Source organism: Enterobacter vonholyi, from assembly GCF_008364555.1.
In the GTDB taxonomy this organism is placed as follows: Bacteria; Pseudomonadota; Gammaproteobacteria; order Enterobacterales; family Enterobacteriaceae; genus Enterobacter; species Enterobacter vonholyi.
Genome location: NZ_VTUC01000004.1, coordinates 49,775 through 71,819, shown reverse-complemented (window position 1 = coordinate 71,819; position 22,045 = coordinate 49,775). Strand labels below are relative to the sequence as shown.

The window sequence follows — 22,045 nt, the reverse complement described above, 5'->3', positions numbered from 1 at the left end:
CCGGCCTGGGAAGCAGGTGCCTTACATCTTTTTCGAACGCAGAGCCGCCTGATGTCCTGCAAGGGTACCAAAAATGATGATATCTGCCACTGCGTTACCGCCGATACGGTTGCCGCCGTGGATCCCGCCGACCACTTCACCGGCCGCAAACGCACCTGGCAGCACGTTGTGGTTGCTGTCCAGCACGCAGGTTTCGGTGTTGATGGTCACGCCGCCCATGGTGTGGTGCACGCCCGGCGCAATCTGAATGGCGTAGAATGGCCCTTCATTGATTGGCGCACGCAGCGCGGTGGTACGTCCAAAGTCGTCATCGTGCTGTTTTTCAACGAAACCGTTGTAACGTTCCAGGGTCGCCAGGAAAGCGTGGTAATCCATGCCGAGCGCTTCCGCCAGCGCTTTTGGCGAGCTGGCGCTGGTCACGAAGCCTTTAGCGATGTACTCATCCGCGGCTTTGTTTTTGGCGCGAACATGCTCGTCAAAGACGATGTATGCGTATTTCTCCGGCAGCGCGATGATTGACGCCGAGACTTTATCGCGGGTCGACATTTCGTTGTAGAAGCGTTCCCCTTTCTGATTGACCAGAATCGCCCCGCCGCCGCGGATGGATTCGGAAATCAGGTACGAGGTTTTCTGCTCAACGGTTGGGTGGATCTGGATCTCGCCCATATCGACAGTGCCAGCCCCGATGCGCTCCAGTAGCGCGATACCGCCACCGGTCGCCCCTTTGTGGTTGGTGGTGACGAAACCTTCCAGATCCGGACGGTATTTCACGACCATCTGGCTGTTGGCGCTGAAGCCGCCTGTGGCGACAATCACGCTTTTCGCTGCCACGGTGACGGTTTCATTCTCTTCGGTGGTCAGGCGCACGCCGGTGACTTCACCGTTTTCGAAGATAATGTCGCTGACGGAGGTATCCAGCATTACCTCGATGTTGCGTTTGTTGACGTTACGCACCAGGCCGCTAATCAGGTAACCGCCCACCGCAGAACCGTCTTTTGGACGGTGAGTACGGTCGATGCTCATCCCGCCGGTGGTGGTGATGTCGTTCAGCATGATGCCGCGGGTTGCCAGCCACTCAATTGCCTGCGGCGCGTTCTCGACGAAGCGGCGCAGCAGTTCAGGGTTGTTCTTGTTGCCTCCGCCTTTCAGGCTTTCCTGGTAGAACAGCTCTTTGCTGTCCTGAATGCCCTTCACGCGCTGGAAGCGGGTTTCGGCGGCGTTCATACCGGCAGAAGCTTTAATGGTGTTCCCGCCGATGGTTGGCATTTTCTCGACGATTAGCACGCTCGCGCCTTCGTCGTGAGCCTGAATCGCCGCCGCCAGACCGGCGCCGCCGCTGCCGACAACCACCACGTCCACGCTGCGGGTTTCGTTCGGGTCAACGCCCTCTTCCGCTGCCAGCGCTTTGCTGGATTTCAGCATCGCTTTAGAGACCGCTTTCTTCACCGCTTCACTCTGGCTGGTTGCGCCGGTGATGGCATCCACGTGCGGGGTATTGGCATCCAGAATGCGGGTACGGATCTCTTCAAAGCTGGTCACAAACTCAACGTCTTCGCTCGGGCCGGAGGCCAGCTCGATGTCCGCAATGCGGTCGGTTTCCAGGCTGACGTTAATCACCAGTTCGTTAGCGTCGTCCTGCACCTTCTCAGTAAACATGCCCGGTTTGAATTTCGATTCGCCCATGCTCATGTCGCGGATCATCGCTTCCACCAGCGAGAAGCGCCACAGCGGCTCAGGAATGTTCAGCGCCTCGCGCTGGGTGCTGTCCATAAACAGCTCCAGGTTTTCCCCGGCCGCGATGCGGTCTGTCCAGTCCGGATAAGCGATGGTGGCGCGGCCAACGGCAATCAGGTCGTAGCCGTGTTCAAGCGCTTCATTGGCATCGGCGGCATTCACTACGCCGCCCACGCCCATCACCGGAACCTGCGCCAGCGTTTCAGAACGCATCGCGCAGTATTTTTCGATAAGCGGCGTCGGGTCCTGGGTGTCAACAATGGAAGGACGCAGGGTCGCGCCGACGGAGAAGTGGAGGTAGTCCACGCCGCGAGCCGCCAGTTTTTCCAGCAGGTACATGGTGTCTTCAAAGCGAATGCCCGGCACTTCAAGCTCTTCAGGAGAGAAGCGGTAGCCAATAATAAAGGCGTCGTCCGCGTACTGGCGCACCATTTTGTGGGTGATATCCAGAACCGCCAGCGGGAACTTCGCGCGGTTATCGCGGCTGCCGCCCCACTCGTCGTCACGCTGGTTAGAGTTTGGCGAATAGAACTGCTGAATCAGATAGGTATTCGCCCCGTGGATTTCCACGCCGTCGAAGCCGGCCTGGATCGCGCGGCGCACCGCTTCACCAAACTTGCCGATCATGCCTTCGACTTCTTCGCCAGTCAGCGCCACTGGCGTTGCTGCGCCCTCACGCGGCGCGGCAACAGCGCTTGGGCCAACCGGCGTACGGCCACCGATCAGTTTCGGGTCAACCATGCGGCCGCCGTGGTAGATCTGCAGCAGGGCCTTAGAGCCTTTAGATTTAATCGCCTCTGCGATTTTCGCCAGCCCGGCAATTTTCTCGTCATTATCAATCCCGATCGCGCCCGGGAAGGCCAGACCGAGATCGTCGACGAAGCAGCACTCCACAATGATGGTGCCGATACTGCCGGAGCGGGCACGATAGTACTCCACCAGTTCGCTGGTAACGGTGCCGTCGTAATAGCCGGTGCAGGTGGTCATAGGGGCCATTAACAAACGGTTTTTCAGTTCAGTGCCATTCGGTAATGTGAAGGGGCTAAGAATGCGTTCGTTAGTGCTCATAATAGAAACTCCAAACTTTTAAAAAATTAAGAATTCGTTATCGGATTGATTTTTTAGTTCGTCGTTATTTGCCGATGTCATGATATTAATATAATGATTTTTTTAGTTTCTAAAGTTATTACGTTAGTTAAAAAACTATTTAATCCCCGCAATAACACAAATAACACATTGGTGTTAGCGAATGTAATTCAGTCATTCACAATAATTTAAAATTCGTTAAATAAAAATTGGTAAAACCAATTTCCATATCACATACAAAACCATAAAAAACAAGAATATAAAAAAACAAAGAAAGCATAAATGTTACGAAAATGATAAAACAAACCAATAAAACAGGTAATACCCACATACGCCTGAGTGGTTATTAATAAAAGCATAAAAATAACGCTGCAATTCTGTTTTTTTGATCGCGATCAATAGTTATGGCATCCAAAGGCGCAATATAAAAACATCATCAATTTTTAATTTAGCGCATCTACAAAAGCGTTAAATTGCTATTACTGAAAATACAAAATTGCACCTTTAATAACTAAAAAAAGCAAAGAAACTTAAGAAAGTGATTTTGTTTTTCAGTTCGACCGAATCTTTGACAACTTAAGACGTGAAACTATGAATACAAAAACTGCTGTAACGCCCCCTGTGGCGAACCAGGCATCAAATGGAAACGCAAAACGTCTGCTGATGATGGCACTGCCCGTCATCGTCGCCGTACTGCTGCTGTTTGTTCCGGTACCGGAAGGCCTGCCTCCTTACGCATGGCACTACTTCGCAATCTTTGTCGGCGTGATCGTCGGTTTGATCTTCGAACCGCTGCCAGGTGCGGTGATCGGTCTGACCGGCGTGGTCGCCATTGCCCTGTGCAGCCAGTGGGTGCTGTTTAGCCCTGAACAGCTGGCCGATCCTAAATTCAAGCTGGCTGGCGCCTCCTTTAAATGGGCGGTAAGCGGGTTTGGTAACTCTACCGTCTGGCTGATTTTCGGTGCCTTTATGTTCGCCGCAGGCTATGACAAAACCCGCTTCGGCCGCCGTCTGGCGCTGATTCTGGTGAAATACCTCGGCCGTCGCAGCCTGACGCTCGGTTACGCAATTACGTTTGCTGACCTGCTGCTGGCACCGTTCACCCCGTCCAACACCGCGCGCAGCGGCGGGACCATCTACCCGATCATCGCTAACCTGCCGCCGCTGTACGGTTCAAAACCTAATGACCCAAGCGCGCGTAAGATTGGTTCGTACCTGATGTGGGTGGCGATCACCGCGGCCTGTATCACAAGTTCAATGTTCCTCTCCGCCCTCGCGCCAAACCTGCTGGCCCTGGCGCTGGTGAAAAGTACGGTTGGGATTGATATCTCCTGGGGCACCTGGTTCCTCGCCTTCCTGCCGCTGGGTATTCTGCTGATTCTGACCATGCCGCTGCTGGCCTACTGGTTCTACCCGCCTGAAGTGAAGGTCAACAACGAAGTGCCGCTGTGGGCGACCCGCGAACTGGAAAAACTCGGCAAACTGTCCCGCAATGAAATTCTGCTGCTGGTGTTCGTGTGCTGCGCGCTGCTGATGTGGATCTTCGCCGCCGCGTGGATTGAACCGGCTATGGCTGCCCTGCTCATCGTCGGCCTGATGCTGTGGACCGGCGTGCTGGAGTGGAACGACATCACCGGTAACAAAGCCGCGTGGAACACCTTCGTCTGGTTCGCCACCCTGGTGGCGCTGGCGGATGGTCTCTCCTCTACCGGCTTTATCAGCTGGCTGGGTAAAGAAGGCGGTCTGCTGATGAGCGGTATCTCTCCGGGCGTGGCGACCATCGTCCTGCTGCTGGCGTTCTACCTGCTGCACTACCTGTTTGCCAGCACCACCGCGCACACTACGGCGCTACTGCCAGCGATGTTGACCATCGCTTCCACCATCCCGGGCATGAATATGGAAGTGTTTGTTCTGCTGATGGTGACCTCGCTGGGTGTGATGGGGATCATCACCCCGTACGGTACTGGCCCAAGCCCGATCTACTACGGTAGCGGCTACCTGCCAACCAAAGACTACTGGCGCCTCGGCACCATCTTCGGTGCCATCTTCCTGGCGGCCCTCCTGCTGATTGGCTATCCGTGGATGTCCATGATGTTCTGATTCCTGACCGCCGGACTTCTCCTCCGGCGGTTTTATTTTTTGTGGAGCAATACGCTATGTCAAACAAACCGTTTATCTACCAGAACCCCTTCCCTCTTTCGCATGACGACACCGAATACTACCTGCTGACCAAAGAGCACGTCTCCGTTGCCGAGTTCGAAGGCCAGGAAATCCTGAAAGTGGAGCCGGAAGCCCTGACCCTGCTGGCGCAACAGGCCTTCCACGACGCCGCGTTTATGCTGCGTCCTTCCCATCAGAAGCAGGTTGCCGCCATTCTCAACGACCCGGAAGCCAGCCAGAACGACAAATACGTTGCCCTGCAGTTCCTGCGTAACTCTGAGATCGCGGCCAAAGGCGTGCTGCCGACCTGCCAGGATACCGGCACGGCCATTATCATGGGTAAAAAAGGCCAGCGCGTCTGGACCGGCGGCGGTGACGAAGCGGCGCTGAGCCAGGGGGTTTACAACACCTACATTGAAGACAACCTGCGCTACTCCCAGAACGCTGCGCTGGACATGTATAAAGAGGTGAATACCGGCACCAACCTGCCCGCGCAGATTGACCTCTACAGCGTGGACGGTGACGAATACAAATTCCTGTGCATGGCAAAAGGCGGCGGTTCTGCCAACAAAACCTATCTCTACCAGGAAACCAAAGCGCTGATCACCCCGGCTAAGCTGAAAAATTACCTGGTTGAGAAGATGCGTACCCTGGGGACAGCAGCCTGCCCGCCGTACCACATTGCCTTTGTTATCGGCGGAACCTCGGCGGAAGCCACGCTGAAAACCGTGAAGCTGGCCTCCACGCGCTACTACGACGCGCTGCCAACGGAAGGCAACGAACACGGCCAGGCGTTCCGCGACGTTCAGCTCGAACAGGAGCTGCTCCAGGAAGCACAGAACCTCGGCCTCGGCGCGCAGTTTGGCGGTAAATACTTCGCCCACGACATCCGCGTGATCCGCCTGCCGCGCCACGGCGCGTCCTGCCCGATTGGCATGGGCGTCTCCTGCTCCGCGGACCGCAACATCAAAGCGAAAATCAACCGCGACGGGATCTGGATTGAGAAGCTGGAGCACAACCCGGGCCAGTATATTCCTGAATCGCTGCGCCAGCAGGGCGAAGGCGACGTGGTCAGCATCAACCTGAACAAGCCGATGAATGAGATCCTGGCGCAGCTTTCTGCGCACCCGGTCTCTACCCGCCTGTCGCTGAACGGGACCATCATCGTGGCGCGCGACATCGCCCACGCGAAGCTGAAAGAGCTGATCGACAACGGTGAAGAACTGCCGCAGTACGTCAAAGATCACCCGATCTACTACGCGGGCCCGGCCAAAACGCCGGAAGGCTACGCGTCTGGCTCACTTGGCCCAACCACGGCGGGACGCATGGATTCATATGTGGACCTGCTGCAGTCCCACGGCGCGAGCATGATCATGCTGGCAAAAGGCAACCGCAGCCAGCAGGTAACCGACGCCTGCCATAAGCACGGCGGCTTCTACCTGGGCAGCATTGGCGGCCCGGCGGCGGTGCTGGCGCAAAACAGCATTAAGAGCCTGGAGTGCGTCGCGTATCCGGAGCTGGGCATGGAAGCTATCTGGAAGATCGAAGTCGAGAACTTCCCGGCGTTTATCCTGGTGGATGACAAAGGCAACGATTTCTTCCAGCAGATCCAGAACCAGCAGTGTAAAGGCTGTTCACAGCGCTGATTGCTTCCATACGTCCGGCAAGAGCGACAGCGTTTCAGCGATTGTGCTGCGCTTGTCGCTCCCCGGCTTCCAGATGGTGACCATCGTCTGACCAATTCCCTGGCTGCCCACTTCGGTGTGCAGCCTTTTTACGTTTTGCCACTGACCGGCGTGAAAATGCGTCGGTAAGAATCCCCAGCCGCAGCCGCGCTCCAGCAGACCGCGCAGCATCTCCGGCTCATTGGTAAAGAGGGTATGCCCGGAAATCTGCAGGCGGCGCGCCACCGGCTCGTCCGAGGCGGGGTGCATTACGACCTGAGGTACCAGGGAGAGATCGAGCAGCGACAGAGGGGAAGCACTGTCCGCAAACAGCCCGCTGGCGGCATAAAAATCCATCTCGATGGCCCCCAGGGCCCGCCACTCCATATCGTTGCCCACGCTGCGGTTGCGTGCCTGGCAGATGGCCAGATCCGCGTCGTTATTCGCCAGCAGCCGTTCCGATTCATCCCGCGAGGCGCAGATAAGGCTCAGGCGGATTTTTCGCACCGCCATTTCAGCAATCACCCCATGCAGAAAGGCTCTGGGCGTAAAAGGATCGTAGACCAGCGTCAGGTCCTGCGTGGCACCGTGCGGCACCTCTCTGGCAAACGCCTCAAAGGCTTTTACCTGCCGCATCAGGAGGTGCGCCTGGCGCTGAAGCTGTTCCCCTTCGGGCGTGAGCCGCAGGGTGCGGCCGTCGCGAATAAACAGCGCGTAGCCTAACCCATCCTCAAGAAAATCAACCAGATCGCGAAGCGTCGTTCGGTCCTTCTTCAGCGCCACCGCGGCTTTACTCAGGCTCCCGTTCTCGGCCACGGCGGTAAATGCCTCGAGCTGTGCAAAAGAGTAAATCAGTCCCGCCACGCTACGCTCCCTCTGTTTTTTAGGGGGATTTTCCCCCGCTACGCGTTTTTTATTATAGCCCCGGGGTTTTTAAACTGAAGCCGTTCCTAACCTGTAAGAGACGGATATGAAAAACAGAAAAGTAAACCATGCCCTGCTGGCGGGCCTTATCTTCAGCACCCTGATCTCCCCTGCGGCAGTGGCCGCCTGTATAGGCACCGACCTCAGCGCTTGCCCTGCCCCCTTCGACACCACGCTGCCTGACACCCATAAGATGCTCACCTGGAGTCAGGCCGATCGCGTGGTGGGCTTTCGCAATGACTACCGCAACTACCCCGGGGATGTTTTCCGCCACGGTAGCGCCGTGCCGCTGGAAATGTCGGACAAGCCGCTCACGGACGCACACTATCAGGTTAACGGCAGGCGCTACGGCCTTAAGGACTACCTCCAGCGGCAGAACGTCAGCGGCATGCTGGTGCTGAAGGACGGCAAAATCGCCTGGAAGTATCTTGGAGAGGGCAATACCGACTCGACGCTCTGGACCTCGCGCTCGGTTGGGAAATCGGTGGTATCGGCGCTGGTGGGCGTAGCCCTCAAAGAGGGAAAGATCCACTCGCTTGACGATCGGATCACGCGGTATGAACCCGATCTGAAAGGCACCGCGTGGGACGGCGTGACGCTCAGACAGCTGATCACCCATACGTCCGGCGTGGCCTGGAACGAGGATTACACCAACCCCCACTCCGACTTTGCGCAGCTCACCGAGTGCGAGGCGAAGCCGGGTACCTATGACTGCGTGCGCAAGCTGGTGAAGGGGCTGCGCAGAGCGCATCCGGCCGGAGAGAACTGGTCTTACTCTTCGGGCGGTGCCTGGCTGCTGGGTGACGTGCTGGAGCGGGCCACCGGCATGACGCTCGCAGCCTATCTGGAGAAAAGCATCTGGCAGCCTTACGGCATGGCGAGCGACGGCGTGTGGCATGCCTACAGCAAAGGCCAGCACGACGTCGGCGCGCACGGCTTTAACGCCACGCTGGAGGACTGGGGACGCTTCGGGCAATTTATCCTGAACAACGGTACGTTACCGAACGGTAAGACCGTACTGCCGGAAAACTGGATCAGGCAGTCGTCAGACTGGACGAAGGCCAAAGGCTCGGTGTCAGACGCCCATCCCGAGGGGCTGTATGGCTATCAGTGGTGGAACAATGAAGTGCCCGCCAACGCCACGGGCGTAGAGCCGACGGCACAGGATTCGCTGAAAGGTTCGCTCTGGGCGCTGGGCATTTTCGGGCAAATGATCGTGGTGAACCCAAAGGAAAATCTGGTCATCGTCCAGTGGTCTACCTGGCCGCAGGCGGAACCGTCCTTCAGTGCCCAGCCGCTGGAAGCCTCTCTGATGTTTAGCGCGATTGCCAGGGCGCTGCGCTAAATTGCATCAGCCGGGTAATGAAGCGGTTACCCGGCTCATTCTGAAACGCGCCTCTGCGCCACATCACAAAATCGCAATATCAGAGACTTACAGAATATTGGTGAATAAAAAGCCAACCGTTTGTTAAGTTATTGTTGCCATTAATTGTATTTATTCGTCGGATTATATTCATGCAAGAAATGCATCAGTCGATGCGGCATTTGCGCTTATCTAATTCCTCATCCTGATCCAGTTTTCAGAAACAGACGCGTAAAACGTCAACAATAAAACTGGAGATAACCATGTTTTCCTCAACCTCACCTGCAACCGTACGCTCGAAAGCGGGCGCCATACTTCGCGTGACGTCCGGCAACTTTCTTGAGCAGTTCGATTTCTTTCTGTTCGGCTTCTATGCCACATATATCGCCCACACGTTCTTCCCGGCGAGCAGTGAATTTGCGTCGCTGATGATGACCTTCGCCGTCTTCGGCGCGGGCTTTTTGATGCGTCCCATCGGGGCCATCGTGCTTGGCGCCTATATCGACAAGGTGGGGCGCAGAAAGGGACTGATCGTCACGCTCTCCATCATGGCGGCGGGGACGTTTCTGATCGTGCTTATCCCCTCTTATCAAAGCATCGGTCTGTGGGCGCCGCTGCTGGTGCTGACGGGCCGTCTGCTGCAGGGCTTTTCCGCCGGTGCGGAGCTTGGGGGCGTCTCGGTCTATCTGGCTGAAATCGCCACGCCGGGCCGCAAAGGGTTTTACACCAGCTGGCAGTCCGGCAGCCAGCAGGTCGCCATTATGGTCGCCGCGGGGATGGGCTTCGCTCTGAATGCCCTGATGGCGGAGATCGCCATTCGCGAATGGGGCTGGCGCATCCCATTCCTGTTCGGCTGTTTAATCGTGCCGTTTATCTTCTTCCTGCGCCGCAAGCTGGAAGAGACGGAAGAGTTCAGCGCGCGCCGCCAGCATCTGGAGATGCGTCAGGTCTTTAAAACGCTGCTTAGCAACTGGCAGGTGGTGGTCGCGGGCATGCTGATGGTAGCGATGACCACCACCGCGTTCTACCTGATCACCGTCTACGCTCCCACCTTTGGCAAAAAAGTGCTGATGCTCAGCGCGTCAGACAGCCTGCTGGTCACGCTGCTGGTGGCGATCTCTAACTTCATCTGGCTGCCGGTGGGCGGTGCCCTGTCGGACCGTTTTGGCCGCAAGCCGGTGCTGATTGCCATGACCCTGCTGGCGCTGGCGACCAGCTACCCGGCTCTGACGCTGCTGGCGAACTCGCCCAGCTTCTCCATGATGCTGAGCGTGCTGCTGTGGCTCTCCTTCCTCTACGGCCTGTATAACGGCGCGATGATCCCGGCCCTGACGGAGATCATGCCTGCCGAAGTGCGCGTGGCAGGGTTCTCGCTGGCTTACAGCCTGGCAACGGCGGTCTTTGGCGGCTTTACCCCGGTGATGTCCACCGCGCTGATTGAATACACCGGTGACAAAGCTTCGCCTGGCTACTGGATGAGCTTCGCCGCGGTGTGTGCCCTGCTGGCCACGCTCTACCTCTACCGCCGCCGTGCGGTATCGCTGCAAAACACCGTCAAGTCACAGGGGGCAGTATGAAACGCACTTATCGCTATACCGCCAGCGCGCTGGTGCTGATGTTCCTGAGCGTCAATGCCTTTGCCCAGGACGTAAAGGTTATGATCTCAGGCGGCTTCAAAGCCGCCCTTGAAAAACTGGCTCCGGAATATGAACGCCAGACCGGGGATAAAATCGTGATCATCCCCGGCCCCTCAATGGGCGCTACGCCGCAGGCGATCCCAAACCGTCTGGCGCGCGGCGAGAAGGCCGACGTGGTGATTATGGTGGGCGATGCGCTGGAGAAACTCGAAAAAGCCAGCCAGACCCAGCCGGGTTCGCGAACGGAACTCGCGGACTCTCCCGTTGGCATGGTGGTGAAAAAAGGTGCGGATGTCCCTGATATCAGCAGCGATGCGAAACTGCGTGAAACGCTGCTGCAGGCCAGCTCCATCGCCTACTCTGACAGCGCCAGCGGTAGGTACGTCAGCCAGACGTTGTTCAAAAAGCTGGGGATTGAAAAAGAAGTGGCGGGTAAAGCGACAATGGTCGAGCGTATCCCGGTCGCCTCTGAAGTGGCGAAAGGAAAATACGCCGTGGGCTTCCAGCAGGTTAGCGAGCTGCTGCCCGTTCAGGGCGTCACCTTTATCGGTAAAATCCCGGATAATCTGCAATACATCACGCGCTTCGCGGGTGCGGTCACCCGTCACGCTGAACATCCTGACGAGGGGAAAGCGCTGCTGACCTATCTCGCCTCACCGCCCTCACGCGCCGTCATCGAGAAGACGGGGATGATCCCCGTTACGTCCGGCGATACTGCTCGGTGATCTGCTTTTCCAGTTCAGCCGCGATATAAGACTGGATGCGCCCCCGGCGCCGGATAAGCCCTACGGTGCGTTTGACCTCCGGCGCCACCAGCGGCAGATGCGTCAGCAGCGTGTGCTCTGAGGTCGGCATCGACATGGCGGGAACGGCAGCGATGCCGATCCCCGCCTCAACCATACCGAGCATCGTGGTAACGTGACGTGTTTCGCAGACGCTGGGCCGCTCGGGAACGATATCCCCCAGCATCCGATCGAGCAGATTGCGGTTACCTGACGTTTTATCGAGAGAGATATAATCCTGCTGATAAAATGCCTGCCACGTCAGGTGACTCTTCTGCGCCAGCGGATGATCCTTTCTGCACGCCGCGACGTAGACATCCTCCACCAGCGGGAAAAATTCGATTTCAGACGGCAGGTTTCCTGCGAAGCAGATACCAAAATCCGCCTGGCTTCGGGCCACGGCGTCAATCACATTCCCCGCGCTGCTGTCGATGAGCTTAATGCGCACGCGCGGATAGCGAGACTGAAAGCGACGGATCACATCAGGCATAAAGTAACAGGCGGCGGAAGGTACCGTGGCAACCGTGATCAGCCCCGTCCGCTCTTCGCTGGCTTTATCGACATCCGCCAGCATTGACTCAACGTTGTCGAGCAGCTGCGCGGAGCGCTCGGCAAAGTTTTGCCCGTATAACGTTAAGGCCACGCGGCGGGTGGTACGATCGAACAGCCGGTTTCCCAGCGCGGCTTCCAGCTTTTCAATCCTGCGGCTCAGGGCCGACTGGGATAAGCAGATAGATTCAGCAGCGACACGGAAGTTACCGTATTCCACTAACGCTCTGAAAGCATAAAGATCGTTAAGGTCAAAATTCACGGGCATAGCGTCTGGATGTCCTGTCAGGGAATACGCAACAAAGTCAAAAATAATAGCGTCTTACGGAACCACCGCAACCTGTACGGCGATGAAATAGGTCAAAGGTCGTTGAGATGCAGGCGAACATACCCTGCACGATCGGCAATGGCCTGCCGCTCCTCTTCCTTCATGTCCGCAAGCTGTTTAAAGACAATGCCCAGGCGGGGATTGTTACCCAGACGCGCCTGATTGCGCGCAAAGAAATCCCAGTAAAGGGCATTAAAGGGGCACGCCAGCTCCCCAGTGCGCTGGTTATGTTGATACCGGCACCCCTGACAGTAATTACTCATCTTATGAATATATGACGCGCTCGAGACGTAGGGTTTACTCGCCAGTAACCCGCCATCGCCAAACTGGCTCATGCCGAGGGTGTTGGGCAGCTCCACCCATTCGAAGGCATCAATATAGACCCCCAGATACCATTCATGAACCGCCTGCGGCGACAGGCCGCTGAGCAGGCTAAAGTTCCCGATGACCATCAGGCGCTGGATATGGTGGGCGTAAGCCTCGGTGAGCGACTGTCCAACGGCATGCGCCAGGCAGCGCATCTGCGTCCTGCCGGTCCAGAACCAGTCCGGCAGCGGAACGTGCTGGTCTAAGGCATTCAGATCCCGATAGCCCGGCATCTGCGACCAGTAAATCCCACGCACGTACTCCCGCCAGCCGAGAATTTGTCGGATAAACCCTTCAACGGCGGGCAGCGGCGCATGGCCCGAACGCCATGCCTGCTGGGCGGCTGCGACCACTTCCCGCGGATTAAGCATTTTGGTGTTTAGCGCGAATGAAATTAACGAGTGGAAAAGAAAAGGTTCCTCCGCGTGCATCGCGTCCTGCCAGGCGCCAAAATGGGGGAGCACGTGAGTGATAAATTCCTCCAGCCTGGCTTTGGCTTCCGAACGGTTAAGCGGCCAGCGAAAATTGTCGGCCTGCGATTCGCCGAAGGTCTTTACCCCACAGCGTTGGATCTCCGCCCATAAGGCTGAATAATCGTGGCCGGGACGCGAGTCGCCCGGCGCGGGCGGCTCGCCGGACCAGCGCTTGCGGTTTTCAGCATCGAAGTTCCATTTCCCCCCTTCCGGATCGCCTTCAGAGGTTAACAGCACGCCGTGCTGACGACGCATTTCCCGGTAAAAGTATTCCATTCGCCAGCTTTTGCGTGACGCAAAGAACGCGCTGACCTGTTCCCGCACGGTGAAAAAATGCTCGCTGCTGACGCAGGCCGTTTCAACGGAGACCGTTTTCGCCCACGCCTGCAGCTGCGTATCCAGACGCCATTCGTCGGGCTCCTGCCATATCACCCTACCCGCGCCGTAATGCGCGACAAGCGCGTTGAGATTGTCTTCCAGCGCGCCGCGGTTTGAGCCGTCAGAGAGCCGGACATACCTCATCCGATGCCCCTTCTCCTTTAATGCAGAGGCAAACGCGCGCATGGCGGCGAAGATAGCGATAACTTTCTGGGCGTGATGAAGCACATAGGCGGTTTCTGCCCGGAGTTCCAGCATCACGTAAATGACGTTCGGACTGCAGGTATCAAACCAGCTGTGATGCGGATTAAGCTGATCGCCCAGGATCAGACGCAGCTCGGTCAACGGTGGCTCCTGCGGCAACGCTCGGAACAGTATTTAACCTCATTCCAGCATTTCGCCCATTTCTTGCGCCACGTCATAGGCCGCTGGCAGTGCACACACAGTCGACTGGGCAGGTCCTGCTTGTTACCTTTGAAATCGCTCATCTTTTCAATACCGTACTGATTTTTTCACTGAACCTGTGGATGAAGGCTACGACAGACTTCACAAAATGAAGGTGATGCCCGCAAACCGCTACCCACCGCTACGTACGAATGATAGTTTATTCAGGCTGGAATTGTCGCAGTGCGCGATTTTCTGGCATCTTAACCGAACCTGACTTTCCCATTTTTGTTCAAGTGACGAGTTTGCGAGCAAAGCGATGATAAAGTGGCCCTGGAAAACGAATGAAGCTGGCCGGGATATGGCGCTGCCATGGAATGACGCGCTGACAATCCCTGTTCTGGCTAATCTTAAGCCGGATGAACAAGCGAAACTGGTTCAGCTTGCGGATCGTTTTTTACAGCAAAAACGCCTGGTTCCACTGCAGGGTTTCGAGCTCGATCCGCTTAAAAACGCCCGCATCGCCCTGCTATTCTGTCTGCCGGTGCTTGAGCTCGGCATTGAGTGGCTGGACGGTTTCCACGAAGTGCTAATCTATCCCGCACCGTTCGTAGTGGATGACGAATGGCAGGACGATATCGGGCTGGTGCACAACCAGCGCGTGGTGCAGTCCGGACAAAGCTGGCAGCAGGGGCCGATTATCCTCAACTGGCTCGATATTCAGGACTCGTTCGACGCCTCCGGTTTTAACCTGATTATCCATGAGGTAGCGCATAAGCTGGATACCCGCAACGGCGATCGCGCCAGCGGCGTTCCATTTATCCCGCTTCGCGAAGTGGCGGGCTGGGAGCACGATCTGCACGCGGCGATGGATAACATTCAGGATGAAATAGACCTTGTAGGCGAAAGCGCGGCCAGCATTGACGCCTATGCGGCAACCGACCCGGCCGAGTGCTTTGCGGTGCTCTCGGAGTATTTCTTCAGCGCGCCCGAGCTCTTCGCGCCCCGCTTCCCGGCGCTGTGGCAGCGCTTCTGCCAGTTTTATCAGCAGGATCCCCTGCAGCGTCTGCGGCAAAATGAGGAGTCTGGCGGCCATTCCTCCCGTCAGATCCATTAAGGTTTTTCAGCAGGGGGACGCTCGGTTGACCGTACCCCTATGCTCAACGCTAAAAACAGCAATGCCATTCCCCATGCGGCTACCGTTAAAGACTGCTCGCCGTAAAAACGCGTCACCACGGGCACCAGCAGCGCGCTGACGCCGTAGCCTAACGTGTGGCTGGTGGCGATGACGCCCGCCCCTTTCCCGGTGGTCAGCCTGTCGTTAAGCAGCAACTGGTAGCCCGGCGTGGCCATCGCCGCCCCGAGTGACGTGATAACAATCCCCACGTAGAACAGCGCTAAACCGGCGACAGTCATCAGCCCTAGTCCTGCCACCATCAACACCGCCGCGATGCAGAGCAACGTCATCGGGGTGAAATGCTGCGGGCGGACCACCAGAAACTGTGCCGCGAGCGTGGCCAGCGCGGCAAGGCTCAGCAGGAGCGCGACATGATGGCTGATCTCCCGGGCGTTGCCGTCCAGCAACGGGCTAAGATGCGGCGACAGGCCAAGCTGCATCAGGCTTACCAGCGCCGCCAGCAGCAGCGCTAGCAACAGGAACGGCAGCATGGAGGCCTGCAGGCGGGTTGCCTGGTGGGCTACCGGCGGTAGCGGCGGATCAGCGACTTCGCGAAGCACCAGCAGCAGAGCGATAAGCGGCGCAACCGCCATCAGCCAGAGCGGCGCCACCGGATTAACGCTGAGCATCAGCGCCGCCAGCGGCGGGCCGAGCAAACGCCCGCAGCTCAGGCCGGAGCTTATCGTCGCCAGCGCGGCCATTCTTTTCTCCAGTCCCGCACGCTGAATTGCCCACGTCTGGGCTGCAGGCACCAGCCCCGAGACCGTCAGTCCGTAGAGCAGGCGCGAGAATATAAGCCCCCCCAGTCCCCAGACGGTATCCAGCCTTCCGGCTGCCATCGCCCAGACCACCAGCGCCATCACGACAAAACTGGCCAGATAGCCGCCCAGCGAGGCGAGCATCACGTACTTACACCCCTTTCGCTCGCTTTGACGCCCCCACCAGGGCGATGCGGGTAAAAAGAGCATGGATCCAAACATCAACAGTCCGGCCCAGACCGAGAGCGACAGCCCGGTCAGGTTCACCAGCTGCGGGAGCATCACCAGCAGGCCGTTTTGCCCGACACCTAATAAACCCGCACATAACGCCAGGGGCCAGTTGGCTTTTGAGGTGACGTTTTCGGTCAATATTTCAGAGTCAGCGCGCATGAGAATGTGAACATAGTGTCAATAAATGTGTGGAAATTATGAAATTTATGAAAACAAATATTGCAAAAATGGTTGCGACTGTAAACAGAATGAATATCATAACGAGAATTATTATCAATCATGGAATGAGGTACATCTATGCGTGCTCTGCCCCGCTCAGCCGGTACAGACGTTGCAGCCCAGTGTTTTTTAAACGCCCTGTTGCGCGAAACGAAGGACTGGCGCTATCTCCCCGCTACCGATGCGGATGCGCTATCTGAGATCCATATCCCGCTTTCCCAGACCCAGGCGCTTCGGGTGCCGGTATGCTATTTCTCTCCCACCCAACACCATCAGTACCGTTTACCGGCAACGCTTATTCAGAGCAACCAAGATCGTAGTGACGCTGTCACATTCTCTCAACTGGTTGATTTAATTCTCGAAAAACCGTCCGTAAAAGGCTCGCTGGATGCCGACACGCTGGCGCGTTTTAAGCAGCGCGTTCTCGAAAGCCATTCCCACACCTGGCAGGCGATTGATTTACGCCACAACTGGGCAACCCTGCGCGATAAGCCGCTGACGTTTGCCGACGCGGAACAGGCGCTGCTGGTCGGCCACGCGTTTCACCCGGCACCAAAGTCGCACGAGCCGTTTAACGAAACCGAGGCGCGCCGCTACCTGCCCGATTTCGCCTCACGCTTCCCGCTGCGCTGGTTTGCCGTTGAGAGCACGCTCGTTGCCGGCGACAGCCTGAACGTCTCCCTGCGCGAACGTCTGCTGCGCTTCGCGGCCCAGAGCGCGCCCGAGCTGCTCAGCCACTTCACCGACACCCGCTGGCTGCTGCCCATGCATCCGTGGCAGGCCGACTATCTGCTGGAGCAGGACTGGTGCCAGCGTCTGGCAGAAAACGGTTCACTGCAGGACCTGGGTGAAGCGGGCGCACAGTGGCTGCCCACCAGCTCCTCCCGCTCGCTGTACAGCGAAACTAACTGCGACATGATTAAGTTCTCCCTCAGCGTGCGCCTGACCAACTCCGTGCGCACGCTGTCGGTCAAAGAAGTTAAGCGCGGCATGCGCCTGGCGCGCCTGGCGAAAACGGAACGCTGGCAAGATTTACAGGCACGCTACCCGACCATGCGCGTGATGCAGGAAGACGGCTGGGCGGGGCTGCGCGACGAAAGCGGCGCTATTCAGGAAGAGAGCCTGATGGCCCTGCGCGTCAATCTGCTGTTCGATACGCCAGACACCCAGACCAACGTGCTGGTCAGCCTGACGCAGGCCGCGCCGGACGGCGGCGACAGCCTGCTGGCCGCGGCGGTGCGCCGTCTGAGCCAGCGTCTCGATTTACCGCTCGCCCAGGCCGCCCGCTGCTGGCTGGACGCCTATTGCGACCGCGTATTAATCCCGCTGTTCAGCGCCGAGGCGGACTACGGCCTGGTCCTGCTGGCGCACCAGCAAAATATCCTCGTTGAGATGCAGCAGGATTTCCCGATCGGACTTATCTACCGCGACTGCCAGGGCAGCGCGTGGACCGAAGGCGCCGATGCGTGGCTGAAAGAGGCTGGCGAAACGGAGGTGGAAAACCGTTTCGGTGAGAGCCAGCTGCTGCGCTACTTCCCTTACTACCTGCTGCTGAACTCTACCCTTGCCGTCACCGCCGCCCTCGCTGCCGCCGGTTTCGACAGCGAGGAGAACCTGATGTCCCGGGTGCGTGCTGCGCTGGCCCAACTGCGCCGCACGGCGAAGCAGACCCGCTGCCTCGACTACGTTCTCGACAGCCCGACCTGGAACTGCAAAGGCAACTTCTTCTGCTACCTGCACGATCGCAATGAAAACACCATCGCCGATCCGGCGGTGATCTATTTCGACTTTAGCAACCCGTTTTACAAGGAGAAGGCGTGATGGCCATCGCGAATATTGTCCATTCCGGCTACGGCTTTCGCTGCACCGCAACGGATCGCGCGCTGCCGCTGACGTTGGGTCTCGACGGCAGCGCGGTGCTGGAGCGTCTGAAGGAGCTCCCGGACGGCTGGCTGGTGCAAGCGCTGGATCAGCTGTTTGTGGCCGCCCCCGCGCTGACCGGCATTACGTTACCGTGGGCGGACTGGCAGGATGAACCCCAGGCTGGGGCGCTGTTTGGCCTGGCCCACGGAGATTATCTGGCGCGCGACGCCTTCTGGCAGCTGCCGCTGTGGCTGAAAGGCGAACGGCCGCAGGCGAGCGGCGGAATGCAGTTTGACGAGAGCCGTCAGCTTTACTTCCCGCTGCGCCCTCGCCGCCCGCAGGGCGAAGTGTATCGCCGTTACGATCCGCAGATTAAGCGCACCCTCAGCTTTCGCGTGGCCGACGTGGCGCTGGACGGCGAGCGTTTTACCCGCTGGATGAACAACCCGCGCGTGAACGCCTTCTGGGAGATGGCGGGCCCGCAGGCCGAGCAGGAAAACTACCTGCGCCGTCAGCTTGACTCGACCTACTGCTACCCGGTTATCGGCTGCTTCGACGACCAGCCGTTCGGCTATTTTGAACTCTACTGGGCGGCGGAAGACCGCATTGGTCGTCACTACCGCTGGCAGCCGTTTGATCGCGGGCTGCACATGCTGGTGGGCGAAGAGAACTGGCGCGGCGCGCAGTACATCCGCAGCTGGCTGCGCGGCCTGAGCCACTATCTGTATCTCGATGAACCGCGCACCGCGCGCATCGTCGCCGAGCCGCGCTTCGACAACCAGCGCCTGTTCCGCCATCTGGCCTCTGCCGGTTTCGACACCGTGAAAGAGTTCGACTTCCCGCACAAGCGCTCGCGCCTCATCATGAGCCAGCGTCACCGCTTCTTCAGCGAGGTGGGCCTGTGAACGCGCTCTGGGAGAAAGTGAACCGCGAGATGGTGGCGAAGATCCTCGCCGAGCTGGAGTATGAACGCACCCTGAGCGCCGAGCCAGTTTCGTCTGACGCCTGGCGCATCACCATGGGCAACGAGTCCTGGCAGTTTTGCGCCGCGCGCGGGATCTGGGGCTGGCTGCATATCGACCCGGACAGCCTGACTACCGCCAGCGGTGCCGCCGTGGAGGCGGAAAGCGCGCTGCTGCAGCTGGCAGCGGTGCTGGAGATGAGCGACGCGCAAACGGCGGAGCACATGGAAGATCTCTACGCCACGTTGCGAGGCGACATACAGCTGCTGCAGGCGCGTGAAGCGCTGGACGCGGACGCGCTGATCCACCTCGACCCGGACGAATTACAGTGTCTGATGCGCGGCCACCCGAAGTTTATTTTCAACAAAGGCCGCCGCGGCTGGGGTCTGGACGCGCTGCGTCAGTACGCGCCTGAGTACCGCGGGCGTTTTCGTCTGCACTGGGTTGCCGTTCAGCGGGAGCATCTTGTCTGGAGCAGCGACGTCGATTGCGATATCAGCGCCCTGCTGGCCAGCGCCATGGACAACGCCGAGCGCACCCGCTTTGACGCCCGCTGGCAGGCGCTGGGTCTCAACGACGGCTGGCTGCCCGTACCGCTGCACCCGTGGCAGTGGCAGCAGAAGATCGCTATTCATTTCCTGGCGCAGCTGGCGCGCGGTGAGATGGTTGAGCTGGGCGAATTTGGCGACGAGTATCTTGCCCAGCAGTCCCTGCGCACGCTCACAAATGCCAGCCGTCGCGCGCCTTATGACATCAAGCTTCCGCTGACTATTTACAACACCTCCTGCTATCGCGGTATTCCCGGCAAATACATTGCCGCCGGGCCGCTGGCCTCGCGCTGGCTGCAGCAGCAGTTCGCCAGCGACGCCACGCTTGCGCGCTCTGGCGCGCAGGTGCTTGGCGAACCCGCCGCCGGATACCTGTCACATCCGGGCTATGCGGCGCTGCCGAAAGCGCCCTATCGCTATCAGGAGATGCTGGGGGTGATCTGGCGCGAGAACCCATCCTGTTATCTTCAGGATGGCGAAGAGGCTTTGTTGCTGGCGGCGCTAATGGAAACCGACAACAACGGGCGCCCGCTGATCGACGCGTGGATTAAACGATCGGGGTTAAGCGCCGAAGCGTGGCTGGAAAAGCTGTTTGAGGCATCGGTGATCCCGTTCTATCACCTGCTCTGCCGCTACGGCGTGGCGCTGATCGCCCACGGCCAGAACGTGACGCTGGTGATGAAGGATTATGTCCCGCAACGCATCCTGCTGAAGGATTTCCAGGGCGATATGCGCCTGGTGGACGAGGATTTCCCGCAGGCCCAGAGCCTGCCGGAACAGGTGAAGGCCGTCACGGCGCGCCTGAGCGCGGATTACATCATTCACGATCTGCAAACCGGCAACTTTGTGACGGTGCTGCGTTTTATCTCGCGCCTCACGCTGCAAAGCGGCGTCAGCGAAACGCGTTTCTATCAGATCCTCGCCGGGGTTCTGCACCGCTATATGGCCGCGCACCCCGAGCTTGCGGAACGCTTCGCCAAATTCGATCTCTTCAAGCCGCAGATTATTCGCGTGATCCTCAACCCGGTCAAACTGACCTTCTCCGAACACGACGGCGGCAGCCGCATGCTGCCGAACTACGTCACCGACCTAGACAACCCTCTTTTTCTGGCCTCCAGGGAGTCAGCGCAATGAAAACCTATGATTTCATCGGCATTGGTATCGGCCCTTTTAACCTCAGCGTCGCCGCGCTGGCGGAAGGGCTGGACGGCTTTAGCTCGCTGTTTCTTGAGCGTAAACCGCACTTCTCCTGGCACCCGGGAATGATGGTGCCGGACTGCCACATGCAGACCAGCTTCCTGAAGGATCTGGTCAGCGCCGTTGAGCCGACCAACCGCCACAGCTTCCTGAACTACCTGGTGCAGCGCAAAAAGTTCTACCGCTTCCTGACCACCGAACAGCGCACCGTCTCCCGCGAAGAGTTTGCGGACTACCTGTGCTGGGCGGCAGACAACCTCACCAACCTTGCCTTCAGCCAGCAGGTGCAGCAGGTGAACTTTGATGAGAAAAGCGGCCTGTTTGAGGTGGTGACCCAGCGCGACCGCTTCCTGGCGCGCCACGTCTGCGTGGGGATTGGCAAACAGATTAACCTGCCGGACTGCGTCACGACGCAGGACGATACCTGCTTCCACGCCAGCGAGATGATGCTGCGCACGCCGGACCTTACGGGCAAGCGCGTTACCGTCGTCGGCGGCGGCCAGAGCGGCGCCGACCTGTTCCTGAATATTTTCCGTGGCGAATGGGGCCAGCCGCTGAGCCTGAACTGGGTCTCGCGCCGCAACAACTACAACGCGCTGGATGAAGCCGCCTTTGCTAACGAGTATTTCACGCCGGAGTACGTGGACAGCTTCTCTACGCTCGGTGAAGAGGCGCGTCGTCAGATGCTGCACGAGCAGAAAATGACCTCCGACGGCATCACCACCGAGTCCCTGCTGGCGATTTACCGCGCCATGTACCACCGCTTTGAAGTGCTGCGTGAAAAACCCTGGGCGCACCTGATGCCGTCCCGCTCGGTGACGGCCCTGACGCGCCTGGAAAACGGACAGCGCCTGAGCATAAAGCATCACCTCGACGGCGGCCGCGAGCAGCTGGAGAGCGACGTGACGATCTTCGCCACCGGCTATCGCGCCGTGCAGCCTGCGTTCCTCGCGCCGCTGTCTCACCGCCTGCATCTGGATACGGACGAAGCCTTCTGCATCAACAACGATTTCACCCTCGAATGGGACGGCCCGCAGAGCAACCGCCTGTTTGCCGTGAATGCCGGGATGCACCGTCTCGGCATTGCCGAACCCCAGCTCAGCCTGATGGCCTGGCGTGCGGCGCGAATTTTGAATCGCGCGCACGGCGACGAGCCGTTTGAGCTGGCTACCACCCCTGGCGTTATCCACTGGCGAAGCACCACCAGCCCGGAGAACAGTCAGGTTTTTAAATCCTTAGCAAAAACCACCGAGTACTGACAC

Annotated in this window: 16 protein-coding genes; 10 read left to right on the top strand and 6 right to left on the bottom strand. The window is 58.5% G+C overall.

Annotated features, from left to right (window positions below):
* Positions 1–21: 21 nt before the first annotated feature.
* Entirely contained in the window at positions 22–2,802 is a 2,781-nt protein-coding gene (locus F0319_RS06795; RefSeq protein WP_149366548.1) for a flavocytochrome c, read from the bottom strand.
* Between the two features lie 609 nt (positions 2,803–3,411).
* Here F0319_RS06795 and F0319_RS06790 point away from each other — a divergent pair.
* Together F0319_RS06790 and fumA are read left to right on the top strand one after the other, a co-directional pair.
* On the top strand, positions 3,412–4,920 hold the full coding sequence (locus F0319_RS06790) for an anion permease (RefSeq protein WP_023325580.1): 1,509 nt from the start codon (positions 3,412–3,414) through the stop codon (positions 4,918–4,920).
* A gap of 56 nt (positions 4,921–4,976) precedes the next feature.
* Positions 4,977–6,626, top strand: coding sequence for a class I fumarate hydratase FumA (fumA, locus tag F0319_RS06785; protein WP_149366547.1), 1,650 nt, complete (start codon positions 4,977–4,979; stop codon positions 6,624–6,626).
* On the opposite strand, the gene F0319_RS06780 is transcribed toward fumA, so the two are convergent.
* On the bottom strand, positions 6,615–7,508 hold the full coding sequence (locus F0319_RS06780; RefSeq protein ID WP_094943114.1) for a LysR family transcriptional regulator: 894 nt from the start codon (positions 7,506–7,508) through the stop codon (positions 6,615–6,617). The genes fumA and F0319_RS06780 overlap by 12 nt on opposite strands.
* A gap of 106 nt (positions 7,509–7,614) precedes the next feature.
* On the opposite strand from F0319_RS06780, the gene F0319_RS06775 reads away from it, so the two are divergent.
* From F0319_RS06775 to F0319_RS06765, 3 genes are all read left to right on the top strand, one after another.
* Positions 7,615–8,913, top strand: coding sequence for a serine hydrolase domain-containing protein (locus F0319_RS06775; RefSeq protein WP_149366546.1), 1,299 nt, complete (start codon positions 7,615–7,617; stop codon positions 8,911–8,913).
* 281 nt (positions 8,914–9,194) lie between these two features.
* Positions 9,195–10,508, top strand: a complete 1,314-nt coding sequence (gene tcuC / locus F0319_RS06770; protein ID WP_149366545.1) for an MFS transporter — start codon at positions 9,195–9,197, stop codon at positions 10,506–10,508.
* A complete protein-coding gene (locus tag F0319_RS06765) occupies positions 10,505–11,293 on the top strand; it encodes a substrate-binding domain-containing protein (RefSeq protein ID WP_111966037.1) in 789 nt (262 codons plus the stop codon). The genes tcuC and F0319_RS06765 overlap by 4 nt, the downstream gene beginning before the upstream one ends.
* Here the strand turns inward: F0319_RS06765 and psrA are convergent.
* The 3 genes from psrA to F0319_RS06750 all read right to left on the bottom strand — a co-directional run bounded on the left by psrA (position 11,268) and on the right by F0319_RS06750 (position 13,932).
* Positions 11,268–12,167: an L-proline-binding transcription factor PsrA gene (gene psrA, locus F0319_RS06760; RefSeq protein WP_111966038.1), complete on the bottom strand. Its 900-nt coding sequence runs from the start codon at positions 12,165–12,167 to the stop codon at positions 11,268–11,270. The genes F0319_RS06765 and psrA overlap by 26 nt on opposite strands.
* A 92-nt stretch (positions 12,168–12,259) precedes the next feature.
* Positions 12,260–13,789 carry a cryptochrome/photolyase family protein gene (locus F0319_RS06755; protein ID WP_149366544.1) on the bottom strand — a complete coding sequence of 510 codons (1,530 nt, stop codon included), beginning with the start codon at positions 13,787–13,789 and terminating at the stop codon, positions 12,260–12,262.
* Complete coding sequence (locus tag F0319_RS06750; RefSeq protein ID WP_071530926.1) at positions 13,786–13,932, bottom strand: DUF2256 domain-containing protein; 147 nt, start codon at positions 13,930–13,932, stop codon at positions 13,786–13,788. The genes F0319_RS06755 and F0319_RS06750 overlap by 4 nt, the downstream gene beginning before the upstream one ends.
* A gap of 215 nt (positions 13,933–14,147) precedes the next feature.
* Between F0319_RS06750 and mtfA the strand changes: the two genes are divergently transcribed.
* Complete coding sequence (gene mtfA / locus F0319_RS06745; RefSeq protein ID WP_111966040.1) at positions 14,148–14,945, top strand: DgsA anti-repressor MtfA; 798 nt, start codon at positions 14,148–14,150, stop codon at positions 14,943–14,945.
* Here the strand turns inward: mtfA and F0319_RS06740 are convergent.
* Positions 14,942–16,153: an MFS transporter gene (locus F0319_RS06740; RefSeq protein ID WP_149366543.1), complete on the bottom strand. Its 1,212-nt coding sequence runs from the start codon at positions 16,151–16,153 to the stop codon at positions 14,942–14,944. The genes mtfA and F0319_RS06740 overlap by 4 nt on opposite strands.
* Before the next feature lie 138 nt (positions 16,154–16,291).
* Between F0319_RS06740 and F0319_RS06735 the strand changes: the two genes are divergently transcribed.
* The 4 genes from F0319_RS06735 to F0319_RS06720 are packed head-to-tail and all read left to right on the top strand — an operon-like array spanning position 16,292 to position 22,042.
* Complete coding sequence (locus tag F0319_RS06735) at positions 16,292–18,034, top strand: IucA/IucC family protein (protein ID WP_149366542.1); 1,743 nt, start codon at positions 16,292–16,294, stop codon at positions 18,032–18,034.
* Positions 18,034–18,981 (top strand): GNAT family N-acetyltransferase, encoded by a 948-nt coding sequence (locus F0319_RS06730; RefSeq protein ID WP_149366541.1) that lies wholly within the window; start codon positions 18,034–18,036, stop codon positions 18,979–18,981. The genes F0319_RS06735 and F0319_RS06730 overlap by 1 nt, the downstream gene beginning before the upstream one ends.
* Entirely contained in the window at positions 18,978–20,720 is a 1,743-nt protein-coding gene (gene iucC, locus F0319_RS06725; protein ID WP_149366540.1) for an IucA/IucC family protein, read from the top strand. Before F0319_RS06730 ends, iucC begins: the two co-directional genes overlap by 4 nt.
* On the top strand, positions 20,717–22,042 hold the full coding sequence (locus F0319_RS06720) for a lysine N(6)-hydroxylase/L-ornithine N(5)-oxygenase family protein (protein ID WP_136195823.1): 1,326 nt from the start codon (positions 20,717–20,719) through the stop codon (positions 22,040–22,042). The genes iucC and F0319_RS06720 overlap by 4 nt, the downstream gene beginning before the upstream one ends.
* The last annotated feature ends 3 nt before the right edge of the window (positions 22,043–22,045 follow it).